The sequence below is a fragment of the Hymenobacter norwichensis DSM 15439 genome (genome assembly GCF_000420705.1).
GTDB lineage: Bacteria > Bacteroidota > Bacteroidia > Cytophagales > Hymenobacteraceae > Hymenobacter > Hymenobacter norwichensis.
In genome coordinates, this window is record NZ_ATVL01000006.1 from 655,850 (window position 1) to 669,224 (window position 13,375).

Here is a 13,375-nt window from a genome sequence, read left to right on the forward strand (position 1 = left end):
GCGACCATTAGAACGAACAGCTCGGCGCTTTCGTCCATTGGCCACAAAGCGGAACTTTGTGTTACTTTCTAGTCCAAGTCTCAGTTACTGCCGCGGGTAATACTGGTTCAGCAACTCCAGGGCTTTGGAGGCCCGGGCCTTGTCGCCAATCTGCTCGGCGGCGCGGTACACGCTCTGCATGCTCAGCAGATAGGTCTGGTTTTCCATATCGAACAGCGCCGGATTGTGGGTCTGATAGTACGGCAGCGCCACTTGCGCCCGGCTAATCATCTTGTCCATGATGTCGTTGGCGCGGGCTCGTTCACCTACTTCTACTAGCGCCGGTACGAATTGCGGTGCGTAATAATCGTACGGGATGGTGTTATCAGGCATGGCCGTGAAGCACTTATCGAGCACCTCCTTAGCTTTCGCCTTATTGCCTTCCGCCAAATAGGTGTTAGCTAAGCGGGAGAACTTGTCGCGGTAGTTGGCTGGGAAGCGCAGGTTGTTTTCGTCGTAGAATACGCCTGGCTTGTCGAGGTTGCGGTACGAGAATTTCTTCATCAGGCTCTCATACATCAGGTCGGTGGCCACGTAGCCTTCGTCACCGCGCGGCTCGTAGTTCGGGTCTTTCAGGGGCAGTATGCGGTAGGCCATGCCTTCCAGCTGGAAGTAGGGCTGGAGATTCATAAAGTCGCCGCCGGCTACGGTGCTAGAGAAGTAGATGGGCCGCTTCCAGTTGTTGGTAGCCAGCATATCCAGAATCACCAGGTTTTTCTTCTCGATGGCGCCTTTGCCCATGTTCCACTCCATGCGGGTCACGAGCTGCTTGCGCCGGTCCTTGGGCACGATGCCCATCTTTTCCACGGCCGTGGTATCCACGTCAAGGAAGAAGTTCGGGCTCGGGAACGACATCATAGCCGGCCCCGATTCGTCGTACGATACCTTCAGCAGGTCGCTGTTTTGGGTTACCAGCTGAACGAATTCTTTGAGGTTGATCTGCTTCACCGATGGGTTTTCGGCGAAGGGCAGATAGTCGTTGGTGCCCTGCTTGTACCGGTCATTGGGCATAGAGATGGGCAGCGGCTGCGACTCGTAAGCGCGGCGCTTCATCTGTTGGATATACCAGTCGGTGTTCAGGTAGCTCAGTACCGCCACGCGCACGTCGGTACGCACACCTTCCACTTCTTGGGCGTACCAGAGCGGGAAGGTGTCGTTGTCGCCGTTGGTGAACAGGATGGCGTTGGGCTGCAAAGAGTTCAGCAGGTTCTTGGCTGAATCCACGGAGTTGTAGCGGCCTGACCGGTCGTGGTCGTCCCAGCCTTGCGCAATCAGTAGCACCGGTGCCAGCAAGCCTAGCGCGGTAGCCGCAATGGCCCGGCCCGAGTCAGCTTTAAGTATTGAACGAAGCAGCTCGGCCAGCCCTAACACGCTCAGTCCAATCCAGATGGCATAGGCATACGTGGCTCCAGTGAAGGTGTAGTCTCGCTCGCGCGGCTCGATGGGTGGCTGGTTGAGGTAAACCACAATAGCGAGGCCGGTAAACACGAACAGCAAGCCCACAATAAAGGCATTGCGCGAATCGCGGCGCGACTGGTAGAACAAGCCAATCAAACCCAGAATCAGCGGAATAGCATAGAAATTGTTGCGGGCTTTGCTGTCGGCCATGCGCTCCGGTACACCGGCATTGCTGGCATTCCACGGCCACAGCCCGCCCGACTGCTGGATGTCACTTTCGCGGCCCACGTAGTTCCAGAGGAAGTAGCGCCAGAACTGGTGGCCCATCTGGTAGCGGAACAAGAACGAGAGGTTCTGGCCCATAGTCGGCTTCACACCTTCCCGGATATCCACCCATTTCTGGTAGTTGTAGAGGTGCTCGGGCTGGGGACTGTAGATGCGCGGCAGCAGCATTTTGTCGGCGTCATCATACACCACCACCTGGCGCTTTTCGGCCACCACGTACTTGTCGCCTTCGCGCACGTAGCGCGGGGCGCCTTCCTCGTAACGAATTGGGCGGGCATTGAACTGCGGGCCGTAGAGCAGTGGCCGGTCGCCATACTGCTCGCGCTTGAGGTAGCTCACAAAGCTGAGCACGTCCTCGGGGTTGTTTTCGTTGATAGTGGGGTGGTAGCTGCTCCGAATCGGGATGATGAGGTAGCTGGAGTAGCCAATCAAAATGAACACCAAGCTCAACATGGCCGTGTTCAGCAGGCGGTTGCGCTTATGGATGGAGTAGCGGAAACCAACCACCAGCAGCGCCACGAACAGCACCAGGAAAATGATAATGCCCGAGTTGAAGGGTAGACCCACGCTGTTCACGAAGAACACCTCGAAACCACCCGCCAGCGAAGGCAAGCCCGGAATGATACCTACCAGAATCAGCCCTACTACTACCAAGCTGATAGCCAGCGTGACAATGCCGCCCCAGGTAGTAGGCTTTGCGGTACGACGATAGTAATAGATGAAAGCCAACGCTGGCAGAGCCAGCAAGTTCAGCAAGTGGACCCCAATACTCAAGCCTACCACGTAAGCAATGAGTACCAGCCACTTGTCGGAATCAGCTTCGTGGGCGCGGTTTTCCCACTTCAGCATAATCCAGACTACCGCCGCCGTAAACAACGATGACATGGCGTATACCTCACCTTCCTCGGCGTTGAACCAGAACGAGTCAGAGAAGGCAAACGACAAAGCGCCTACTACGCCGGCCCCAAGTATCAGCAGGCTTTGCCCAAACGTGGGGTCTGGCGCATTTGGTACCGAGTGGCCGAGTGCGCCGGGCTGGTGCAGTACCAGCTTTTTGGCCAGCATGGTAATCGTCCAGAACAGGAACAGCACCGTAAACGAGCTACTCAGCGCCGACAGCGCATTCACTAGCACCGATACCTTGGTAACGTCGCCGAACGAGAACAGCGAAAACAGCCGGCCTAATAACAGAAACAACGGGGCACCTGGGGGGTGCGGCACTAGCAATTTGTACGAACAGGCGATAAACTCGCCGCAGTCCCAGAACGAAGCCGTGGGCTCCAGAGTGATGAGGTAAACGACGGTGGCAATGGCAAACACCAGCCAGCCGACCAGGTTATTCAGGCTTTTGTATGAGCGCATACGGTAAAATAGTAGAGGGGCAGGCCCCGGCCGTCGTCGCCTGACGCGGACTTGTGGTCAAGGAAGAGGAGTTACAGTTCAAAAGTAGAGAATAAATCCGGCCGCACGGTAGCTTATGCTACACCTAGAGGAGCCATTGTTAGCTGCTAGGCATAAAAAAAGCGGCCAATTTCTCAGCCGCTTTTTCTAAAGACAAAATAAAAAGGAATCGATTAGTTCTGTAATACGAATCTCTTCGTTGAAACTACTTTATCATTCAACAACAGGCTGTAGAAGTACATGCCTGCTGGCAAATCCGATAGGTTTAGTGGTATGCCGGCACTGGCAGACTCAGGGTGAAGGGTAAAGCTGCGAATCTCCCGGCCCAGAATATTGGTTAAGCGCAACTTGTAGGGGGTGCCTATTTTCTGGTTTACCGTTACCACTACCGCGCCCTTGCTGGGGTTAGGATACACGCTGAGTAGCGTGCTGGCTGCCTTGGCATCAAGCGTGGACAGCGGTGCAGTAGGATCAACTATGATGCTGCCGTTCATACCCGTGTGGGCCGAGCAATGGTAGGCAAATGTGCCGGCGGTGGTGAGTTGCGCCGTGGTGAACGAGGTATTGGACGTGCTAATCACGAAGGTTTGCCACAAAGCTGGGTTGGAGTCCGACACCGTCGGGTGCGAGCTGGTGCCTACGTTCAGGAAGCGCACCTGGTCGCCGGGCCGGACGGTGACAGTGGCCGGCCGGTAGAAATTATCGCCCACTTCCACCACCACCGTAGCAGCGTAGGAGGAAAGTGAACCTAAAATGAGGCCGAACAGGCCAACCAAACGAGTAGAAATTTTCATGAGAGAACTGCTTCAGAAGAGAAGTTCCACAGGGAGGAACTTCTAAATATATAGTTTTTTGCGTATTAAGTGCGTTAGTTGTCTGGAATAACCGCAGGCGCACCACGTATTCAGATAGACAAGCACCGTGCCTAATTACCGATTTACAACCTGAAGCATAGATGAAGCAGCAGGCGAAAAGGTTGCGTTGAGCTTGAAATGCCCAGCTATTTTCAGGTGACTCGTAAGAGAATACGCAAAGGTTGCCCGTATGTATAGGTATAACGAGATAAACTAGGTAAGTCGCCCTTATTCACCGATCAACTGGCTAATTCAGATGACGTAACGAATTTCTTTCAGGTCGAAATAACGAATCTGTCCACCTGTCAGCAAGGCTAGGCGGCCAGCCTCGTCTACGTCGGTGATTTCGCCAGATATCTGTCGGCCATCTACCTCATATATATGAGCCTCTCTGTAGCGGTAAAGCACCTGCCGGTAGTCGTGACGGATGGCGGCGAGGCGGCCGGCACGCAATTGTAGGTAGCGACGCTCCAAGCATTCCAGCAAGCGGCTGGCCAAGGGCTCCAAGGCGTAAGCGCGTCCCGTTAGGGAAGCCAAGGAAGTAGCAGTAGTGACACCAAAGTCCTGCTGATTGATATTTATCCCAATTCCGACCACACTGTGCTGAATCATTGTGCCGCTCAGCGTGTTTTCAATCAGGATACCACCTAGCTTGCGGTTTCCAAAGAAAATATCGTTTGGCCACTTCACCCGAAGCGCGGGGTCGGGGCCGAGCAACGCTACCAGCCAGTCGTGCACAGCCAGCGCCACCGCTTGGCTAAGCAGAAACTGGTCGGGAACTGGCAGAAACGCCGGACGCCACACCACCGACATCGTCAGGTTTTCGCCAGGCGCTGCTTCCCACCGATTACCGCGCTGGCCTCGGCCAGCAGTCTGTTTGTCGGTTATTACCACGCAGCCGTCGGTGGCGCGGTTTCTGTGAATAAGATCTTGTGCTTCGCTGTTGGTAGAAGCACATTCGGGCAGCGAAACCACTTGGCGGCCCGTGAATAACGTTTGGGGGGAAAGTGCCTCCACGTGTTTTTCGTACTTTGTGATGATCAAACCTAACAATACCCTATGAAAAGTACCCCGGTTCGGCAGGATTCGGACAAGTTGGCAGAAGTAGTAGTACGCGGCATGCAGGAAAAGAAAGGCCTGGATATCGTAGTAATGAACCTCAAAGAGCTCAAAAATGCCGTAGCAGATTACTTCATCGTCTGCTCGGCTTCGTCAGATACCCAAATCGATGCTATTGCGCGTTCGGTGGAGGAAGAAGTGGAAAAACTAACCGGCCAGAACCCATGGCAGACGGAAGGCCGCATGAACCGTGAGTGGGTGCTGCTTGACTACGTAGACGTGGTAGTGCACGTTTTCCTACGCGACCGTCGGCAGTTTTACGCGCTAGAGGAATTGTGGGGTGATGCAGAAATCACTTACATCGAGGAAGAAACCGTTCCGGCTCGATAATACCATAAAGTAAAGTGCGTCCGTTTTCGTCTAGTAGCGGGAACAAACGCACTGGCGGGGTGTTCCGCCTTTGTTTTTTGCCTTAGCCCAATCTATACATGTCAGATAACACGCCCAAAAAGAAAAAGCCCATGCTGCCCAACCCGACTCCGAAGCCGGGTATGCAGCTCTGGCTGCTCGCTGGGCTGGTTCTGTTTCTGTGCGCTTGGCTGTTCTTTAACCAGAGCGGCAGCAAAGTGGAAATAAACCAGCAAAAATTCGAGCAGATGTACGCCGCCGGTGATGTGCGCGACGTGCGCCTGCTCACCGACCGCTCGGAAGTGGAAGTGTCGTTGAAGCCCGCAGCAGTGCGCTCCGGTAAGTACCGCAAGGAGCTTTCTCAGCGTGGCCCACTTGCCTTCGATGCTAGCCCTCAATTCGGTTTCCGGGTGGTGGATGGCAAAACCTTCAAGGAGGATTTCGAGAAGCTGCAAGCCAACGTGCCAGTTGACCAGCGCATCGGTATTACGTTTGATACCCGCAATGGCTACGGCGACTTAGTTACCACCTGGGGCCTCACCATTCTATTGTTTGTCGGCTTCTGGTTCTTGATGCGCCGCATGAGCGGTGGTGCTGGCGCCGGTGGCCAAATCTTCAACATCGGTAAAAGCCGCGCTGCCCTTTTTGAAGGCGGCGACAAAGTGAAGATTACCTTCAAAGATGTAGCCGGTCTGGAAGAGGCGAAAGAGGAAGTACAGGAAATCGTAGAATTCCTGAAGAATCCTTCCAAGTTCACCATTCTGGGCGGTAAAATTCCGAAAGGTGCGCTGCTAGTAGGCCCTCCTGGCACTGGTAAGACGTTGCTGGCCAAAGCTGTAGCTGGTGAAGCCGACGTGCCATTCTTCTCACTCTCCGGTTCCGACTTCGTGGAAATGTTTGTGGGGGTAGGTGCCGCCCGGGTACGTGACCTGTTTAAGCAAGCCAAATCGAAAGCTCCCTGCATCATATTCATCGACGAAATTGATGCTGTGGGCCGGAGCCGCTCACGGGGTAATATGCCCGGTGGCAACGATGAGCGCGAAAACACGCTGAACTCGCTGCTGGTAGAAATGGACGGTTTTGGTACCGATTCCGGGGTAATCATCTTAGCTGCTACTAACCGCCCTGATACGCTTGACTCGGCACTGTTGCGTCCTGGCCGTTTCGACCGGCAAATCAGCATCGATAAGCCAGACATCAACGGCCGCACTGAGATTTTCCAGGTGCATTTGAAGCCGCTTACGCTGGGCCCTGATGTAGAGGCGCGCCGTTTGGCCGCTCAAACTCCAGGTTTTGCGGGCGCTGAAATTGCCAACGTCTGCAACGAAGCTGCCCTAATTGCCGCCCGTCGCGACAAGAAGTTCATCAGCATGCAGGATTTCACCGATGCCGTTGACCGGGTTATTGGTGGTCTGGAGAAGAAGAACAAGATCATTAGCCCCGACGAGAAGCGCATTGTGGCCTACCATGAAGCGGGCCACGCCATTGCGGGCTGGTTCTTGGAGCACGCCGATCCATTGGTGAAGGTGAGCATTGTGCCGCGTGGCGTAGCCGCTCTGGGTTACGCGCAGTATCTGCCGCGCGAACAGTTCCTCTATAACACCGAGCAACTCACTGATGAAATGTGCATGACTCTAGGTGGTCGTGCTGCCGAAGAAATCGTATTCGGCAAGATTTCGACAGGTGCTTTGTCGGACTTGGAGCGCATCACTAAAATGGCTTACTCTATCGTAACAATGTACGGCATGAACGCCAAGCTTGGCAACGTATCGTACTACGACTCGAAAGGCCAGAATGAATATGGCTTCTCGAAGCCTTACTCGGAGTCCACTTCGCAGATGATTGACGAGGAAGTGCGCAACATCATCGAGAATGCCTACATCCGCACCAAAGACTTGCTGACCGAACGGCGGCACGAATTGGAAGTGGTAGCAAAGGAACTGCTCGATAAAGAAGTTTTGCTGCAAGACGACTTGGAGCGTTTGGTAGGTAAGCGCCCACACGGCGTACAAACCAATTACCAAGCGCACATGGCCGGCACCGACCGGAGCGAAACCTTGAGCGAGCGGAAGCAGGAGCACCCCGGTATTCCGCTGAGCGACGACCTACCCGAGTTGAATCTGCCCGGCATTGATGCAGACCTGCCCAACAGCAGTAATTCATCGGCTGGCTCAGGTGGCAGCGTAGTAACTCCCATGTAACTGCACCCATTAATATGCAAAAAGGCCAGCCTCTTGAGGCTGGCCTTTTTATTTGCCGGAAAATAGCAGCGCAAAGCTCCAACTTTGCGCCTCGTTGTATGACTGATACTCCTGTACCAACGATAAACGTGCAGCGTCAGCAACGATACGCAGAGCCGGCCCTCTGCGCTGCTATCATTTCAAGGAAGCTATTTACCTGTTATAACGTCCAGGGCAGATAGGCGAGACTTTGCAGTGAGCTTTTGGGCTTGATAATCGGACGAATACAGGGAGCCAGACTGCCGGGAACTTGCTTTCATCAGCTTCCGGTTCTTCAGGTAATCCTTGGCCTCGTTGTAGATATCAGACTTGCGCTCGGCCTTTTCTAGTACCACCTGGAAATAGCGCCGGGCCACGCTCACGTTGTTTTCCTCTTCCGCAATTTTTGCCAGGTTATAGTTTGCGTGTACGTAGTAGCCTACGCCAGTCTGGCCAGTAGCTTCCGAAAACACCACGCACCGCTGGAAATAGTCCTTGGCTTTGGCTGCGTCTTTGTACTTGTTCTGATTGAGCCAGCCTAGGTAATAGGTAGCATACCGACCGCTGAATCCTTCGTAGCCGGGCATGCCGCGGTTCAGCTTATCCAGAATATCGAGGCTAACCTGCTCACACTTGCGGTGCTCCCCATTATTGAAGCACAGCATGGCATAATACCGCTCGAAATAGCCGTTGTCGGGGTATTCGGTAGCTAGTTTGCGGGCTACTTGCAAAGCCGCAGCCGAGTTGTTTTCTCGCTCACTGCCCAGTATTTTCATCAGGAAAAACTTCGCCTCGGGGCCCGCATAAAAACCATTATCAGCTACGCTCTTGATTTGCTGCAAGCCCAACTGTCGGTTGCCTTTGGGGAAGAGTAGCAAGATAGGGCGCAACCACGGGTGTTCCTCGGAAATCCAGGCGGCGTAGTAGTTGAACAAGCCCTGGCCCAGCAGAAACTCCGGGCTCAAACCATTGGCTTCTTTGCTCTTGTCAAGGTAGTCGAGGGCGCGCTTGCTGCTAATAGTAGCTTTTCGCAGGTCGTGGCGCTCAGCGTGTAAGCGGGCATCAAATCCATATGCTGCGGCCAGAAAAAAGCACGCTTCGTAGTTTTTGTTGTCGAGGTCATACAGCCGTTCCCCCTTAGTTATGGCCGTATCCATGTAGGCAAAGAACGTCTTGTCGTAAATGGTGTTGGTGACGTTGCTGGGCATGATCTTCCACCAGGTGCTCAACCCCATTAGGAAGTAGGGCATGGGGTGCTGAGGGTAGCGGCGGCGCAACGAGCGAAATTGCTTCTCAGCTTGGTCGTGCTTGGAGTTGTAAATGTTATGTACAGCGCCATCCAGTTCCGTCTGGATATCCTTGTTGAGCAGCAGCCAGTTTTTCATGTCCACCACATCCGGCGATACGTCCACATTTTCCAGTGCAATGTTGCGCATGCCATTTACCAAGGTAGAATCAGGAGTCTGACCAAAGGATATGGTAGGCAGTATGAAAAAAGAAAGCAAAACACATAGTGCCAGAATAGCGTAGTTAGTTTTGCTAATTATAGACGTTAGCTGTATAGGATAGTATTTTTTCTTCATGGCTCAATCCTTTGAAGTGTAAAATTAGCCTATTATTAACGATTATGCTGCGTGTTTGGATTGATAAATATAGGATATAAGTAACTATGATGAAAAACAAGATTGCTGTATTATAACGAGTTAAGGTAAATTATTGCTGCAACTAAATTTAATACTATTTAAATATGGGTTGATGGTGCGTAGGGTTGTAAAAGAAATTGCTGATAATGCTTGTTAGGTTGAGTTAGTGGCAAGGCATATGTACTTCTACAGCTAGGCTCGTTACCTTTGGGATATGCCCGAATCGTCCCGCGACATTATTCTGCGCCGTATCCGCGAATCGCTCCGGCAACCCACGATGGCCAAGTCCGCGCCCGATTTTACCGCGCCGCTGCACCCCCGTGCCACCGGCGACTTGGCCGTAGCGTTTGCCGAAAGTTTTGTGCGGGTGGGCGGACAGTTGTATTTCTGCGAGTCGGAAGAGCATTTCTATGACCAGCTTTTTGCTTATAAAAAGGAAAAAGCCCTAGAATACCTGTACGTGTGGGAGCCGGAACTGAAAAAGATTCTGCATGCTGGTGGGTTGGTCTTCAACCAGGACGAGACGAAATTTGTGGCCCATGCCGACGCCGGCTTAACCACTTGCGAAGCCCTGATTGCCCGCACGGGTAGCCTGCTGGTATCGGCGGCAACCAGCAGTGGCCGCCGCCTCAGCGTCTACCCCGACCAACACCTCGTGCTGGCCCGCACCTCGCAGGTGGTAGCTGATATTGGGGACGCGCTGCATAATTTACAGCAGAAGTATGGCCCCGAGCATCTGCCGTCCATGATTTCGCTTACCACGGGCCCCAGCCGTACGGCCGATATTGAAAAAACTCTTGTACTCGGTGCCCACGGCCCGCGCAGCCTTGTTTTGTTTTTGTTGGATGACGAAACCACCCCCTCGGCTGCCTGATCTGGCATTGCCCCCTGGTAAGCGCGTTTATTTTGCTTCCGATTTTCATCTTGGTGTTCCGGATGCTGCCAGTTCATTGGCGCGGGAGCGGCGCATTGTGCGCTGGCTGGATACCGTGGCGCAGGATGCCGCCGCCATCTACCTGCTTGGCGACATTTTCGACTTTTGGTTTGAGTATAAGCACGCTATTCCGCGCGGCTTTATCCGGTTGCAAGGCAAGTTGGCTGAGTTGACCGATGCTGGCCTCCCGGTGACGTTTTTCACCGGCAACCACGACATGTGGATGTTCGACTACTTCACGCAAGAGCTTGGTATCCCAATTTTGCGCCACCCGGTTAGCCAATTAATTGGCGGGCGCGAGTTTCACATCGGCCATGGCGACGGCCTCGGTCCGAAAGACTATACCTATAAAGTACTGAAGCGAGTATTTGCCTCGCCGGTGGCCCAATGGATGTTTGCGCGCATTCATCCCAACCTCGGTATTGGTATTGCCAACGGCTGGAGCCGCCGCAGCCGGGTGCAGAGCACCAAGGAAGACGAAAAGTATTTCGGGGACGCAGAATGGTTGCTGGTGTACTGCCGGGAGCTGGAAAAACTCTTTCACCACGATTATTACGTGTTCGGCCACCGTCACCTGCCCCTCGACGTACCGGTAGCGCCCGGCAGCCGTTATCTGAACCTAGGCGAATGGGTCAATTATTGCTCCTATGGCGTGTATGATGGTACAGACTTGGCGTTGCAGCATTTCGAGCAGAAGTAGTAGCAAGATGAGCTGGCCGAAACGCTTGGCAGTTCTCGCGCTGCTTCTTGCACAATATTCTGTTTTGACCACGGCCATTGCCCAAACTAACGTGCCCACTCCGGCCTCGGTGGTGCCGCCCGGTCAGCAGCCGGCTCCCGCGCAAGCCGCTCCGGCCGTTACCAAGCCGAACGAGCCTACTACCACTGCCTCCACCTGGACGCTGGTGCGCACCATTGTTCTGCCTCGGCCGGGGGTGGCCTCGCTTGATAGGCGGGGCACGTTGTACGTAGCCGATGCCCAAAACAACGTGCGCCAATACGGGGCCGATGGGCAGCTGCTGAATACCTACTCGCCGCCGCTGCCGGGCCATGTGGCACAAATTGAGGCTTGGAACACCACCAAAATTCTGGTCTTCTATGACGACCGGCAGGAACTGCTGCTCCTCGACCGATTTGCGGCGCCCATCAGCCAATTCAACCTGCTCGACCTGCTGGATGGTACCGCTCGCGCCACCACCCTAGCCCCCGACGACCGGCTGTGGCTGCTCAACGAATCGGACTTAACCCTGCGCCAATTCGACCCGGCACAGCCCCGCAACACCCGCAACACGCCGCTGGATTTGCTGATTGGCCGCTCCAAACCCGATTTTCGGTTTTTGCGGGAGTACCAGAACAACCTGTACTTGGTGGACCGAGTGAACGGAATTTACGTGTTCGATAACTTGGGTAACTACCGCAAGAAACTGCCCTTCGCTAACCTGAATACCGTCGGTTTCCGGGGCGACGAGCTATATTTTCTGGCTGATGGGGCCGTGCAGCTTTTCCACCTCTACAATCTCACCCAACGGGCACTACCGCTACCCATCCCGGCCGCGGAGGTACGGCAGGTTCTGCTGGGCGAAGGGTACGCCTACCTCTTCACGGCAGCCGGAGTGCAGGTGTATAAATTGTAACACGAAGTTGTGCTTCGTATACTGAGGCGCACCGTTAAGATATATGCCAGTTATCCAACGATACGCGAAGCACGGCTTCGCCTTCTTACCTGCTTCTCTGCACTGAGCCTTAAGGCAATATAGAGGCCTGATTAGGGCAAGCTGAGCAATAACTCCGGTGTAACCTCGGCCGTTAGCCTTGTACCGGCCGCAACCGGGCTGCTCCGTTTTCACCTCCAAAACCTTACCTCACTATGAAGGCACTAGTGTACCACGGTATAAAAGACGTGCGCGTTGATACCGTAGATGATCCGACGATTGAAGACGCGCGCGACGCCATTATCCGCGTAACTAGTACTGCCATTTGCGGCTCCGATTTGCACATCTACAACGGCAGCATTCCGCAGCCCCGACCGATGGTGCTCGGGCACGAGTTCATGGGCATTGTAGAGGAGGTAGGCAAAGGCGTAGGGGGGAAGCTTAAGGTCGGCGACCGGGTGGTGGTGCCGTTTCCAGTGGCCTGTGGTACTTGCTATTTCTGCAACCACGAACTGCCCGGCCACTGCGAAAATTCCAACCCCGAGCACTACGGCCCCGAAGGTGGCTTGCTGACGGAAAAAGGCGGCGCCCTATTTGGCTACACCGACCTATACGGCGGCTACAACGGCGGCCAAGCCGAGTATGTGCGCGTGCCCTACGCCGACTTCGGACCGCGTGTCATTCCCGATTCGTTGACCGATGAGCAGGCACTGTTCTTGACCGATATTTTTCCAACCGGCTATTCCGGCATCGACTGGGCCGACGTGAAAGGCGGCGAAATCATTGCCATTTTCGGGTCGGGGCCGGTGGGGATTATGGCGGCGAAGTCGGCATGGCTACGCGGCGCGGCCCGCGTGATTATCGTGGACACCCAGCAGTACCGCCTCGACAAAGCCAAGGCCTCGGCTAACGTGGAAACCATCCTTTGGGAAAACGCCAAAGACGTAGTAGAGCAAATCCGCGCCATGAGCGGAGGGCGCGGGGCTGATGTGTGCGTGGAAGCAGTGGGCTTCGAGCCCGATCGGGACCTGCTTGACCGGGCCAAAGCCGTTATCAACCTAGAAAAAGGCTCGCCCAAAGTGCTGGAAGCCTGCATGAGTGCCGTGCGCCGCGGGGGTACCGTCACGATTTTGGGCGTGTACGGCACGCCATTCGACAACTTCCCGCTAGGGCAGCTTTTCGATAAAGGCATCAAGCTGATTGGTGGCCAGGCCCCGGCTCACAAGCACATCGACAAGCTGTTGCAATACGTTATTGAAGGCAAAGTGGTGCTTGACGACATCATCTCACACCGTTTGCCGCTGGCCGAAGCCGCCCACGGCTACGATATTTTCCGCAATAAGAAAGACAATTGCCTGAAAGTGGTATTGAAGCCATAAGTTGGTTTTTGTAATTGCATTAAGCGCAAAAAGAGTCTGCCACCAGCAGGCTCTTTTTGCATTTTAAAGCAGGCAGTGGAAAGGAGTATAGTTGGTTTAAGGTT

The 13,375-nt window shown here is 54.3% G+C and carries 10 protein-coding genes; 6 read left to right on the forward strand and 4 right to left on the reverse strand.

Features of this window, described 5'->3' with window-relative positions:
• Nucleotides 1-84: 84 nt before the first annotated feature.
• From G536_RS0103955 to G536_RS0103965, 3 genes are all read right to left on the reverse strand, one after another.
• Nucleotides 85-3,084 carry a glycosyltransferase family 117 protein gene (locus G536_RS0103955; protein WP_022822282.1) on the reverse strand — a complete coding sequence of 1,000 codons (3,000 nt, stop codon included), beginning with the start codon at nucleotides 3,082-3,084 and terminating at the stop codon, nucleotides 85-87.
• A 212-nt stretch (nucleotides 3,085-3,296) separates the two neighbouring features.
• A complete protein-coding gene (locus tag G536_RS30280; RefSeq protein WP_051166836.1) occupies nucleotides 3,297-3,917 on the reverse strand; it encodes a T9SS type A sorting domain-containing protein in 621 nt (206 codons plus the stop codon).
• A gap of 312 nt (nucleotides 3,918-4,229) precedes the next feature.
• On the reverse strand, nucleotides 4,230-4,994 hold the full coding sequence (locus tag G536_RS0103965; protein WP_033369618.1) for a biotin--[acetyl-CoA-carboxylase] ligase: 765 nt from the start codon (nucleotides 4,992-4,994) through the stop codon (nucleotides 4,230-4,232).
• 42 nt (nucleotides 4,995-5,036) lie between these two features.
• On the opposite strand from G536_RS0103965, the gene rsfS reads away from it, so the two are divergent.
• Nucleotides 5,037-5,426, forward strand: a complete 390-nt coding sequence (rsfS, locus tag G536_RS0103970; protein ID WP_022822285.1) for a ribosome silencing factor — start codon at nucleotides 5,037-5,039, stop codon at nucleotides 5,424-5,426.
• Between the two features lie 98 nt (nucleotides 5,427-5,524).
• Entirely contained in the window at nucleotides 5,525-7,645 is a 2,121-nt protein-coding gene (ftsH, locus tag G536_RS0103975) for an ATP-dependent zinc metalloprotease FtsH (RefSeq protein WP_022822286.1), read from the forward strand.
• 188 nt (nucleotides 7,646-7,833) lie between these two features.
• On the opposite strand, the gene G536_RS26155 is transcribed toward ftsH, so the two are convergent.
• Entirely contained in the window at nucleotides 7,834-9,099 is a 1,266-nt protein-coding gene (locus G536_RS26155; protein ID WP_022822287.1) for a tetratricopeptide repeat protein, read from the reverse strand.
• Between the two features lie 421 nt (nucleotides 9,100-9,520).
• Between G536_RS26155 and G536_RS0103985 the strand changes: the two genes are divergently transcribed.
• The 4 genes from G536_RS0103985 to G536_RS0104000 all read left to right on the forward strand — a co-directional run bounded on the left by G536_RS0103985 (nucleotide 9,521) and on the right by G536_RS0104000 (nucleotide 13,271).
• On the forward strand, nucleotides 9,521-10,180 hold the full coding sequence (locus G536_RS0103985; protein ID WP_022822288.1) for a LutC/YkgG family protein: 660 nt from the start codon (nucleotides 9,521-9,523) through the stop codon (nucleotides 10,178-10,180).
• Nucleotides 10,152-10,940 carry a UDP-2,3-diacylglucosamine diphosphatase gene (locus G536_RS0103990; protein ID WP_026879812.1) on the forward strand — a complete coding sequence of 263 codons (789 nt, stop codon included), beginning with the start codon at nucleotides 10,152-10,154 and terminating at the stop codon, nucleotides 10,938-10,940. The genes G536_RS0103985 and G536_RS0103990 overlap by 29 nt, the downstream gene beginning before the upstream one ends.
• A 64-nt stretch (nucleotides 10,941-11,004) precedes the next feature.
• Nucleotides 11,005-11,874, forward strand: coding sequence for a hypothetical protein (locus G536_RS26160; protein ID WP_022822290.1), 870 nt, complete (start codon nucleotides 11,005-11,007; stop codon nucleotides 11,872-11,874).
• Between the two features lie 233 nt (nucleotides 11,875-12,107).
• Nucleotides 12,108-13,271 carry a zinc-dependent alcohol dehydrogenase gene (locus G536_RS0104000; RefSeq protein WP_022822291.1) on the forward strand — a complete coding sequence of 388 codons (1,164 nt, stop codon included), beginning with the start codon at nucleotides 12,108-12,110 and terminating at the stop codon, nucleotides 13,269-13,271.
• Nucleotides 13,272-13,375: the final 104 nt, after the last annotated feature.